1 protein-coding gene is annotated in these 241 nt (G+C 54.8%); it reads left to right on the top strand.

Annotated features, from left to right (window positions below):
- The coding region (locus Q4563_RS22165; RefSeq protein ID WP_303606076.1) for a hypothetical protein at nucleotides 1-241 on the top strand (241 nt) is incomplete at both ends.

Here is a 241-nt window from a genome sequence, read left to right as displayed (position 1 = left end):
GCGTTAATCTCTATCTATCCAAGCCATCTGATTACCCTGACGCCGGGATATTTCTGGTATCTGGTGTTGCAACCCCGCGGCGCTGATCAGGTAAGCATAAGCTTTGGCGGCGGCATGGCACCGGAATACATCGATGATCCCAAAGCCGCCGAGTATCTGAGCGCTCTGAAAGACATGCTGGATGTGGTCAATGCCGAAGATCGCACAGGGGATGAAGCGGTAATGCGTGGGGTTCGCGCAC

This window comes from Gilvimarinus sp. 1_MG-2023 (assembly GCF_030548285.1).
The sequence above is the reverse complement of the archived record's forward strand: the minus strand, read 5'-3'. Positions and strand labels throughout refer to the sequence as shown.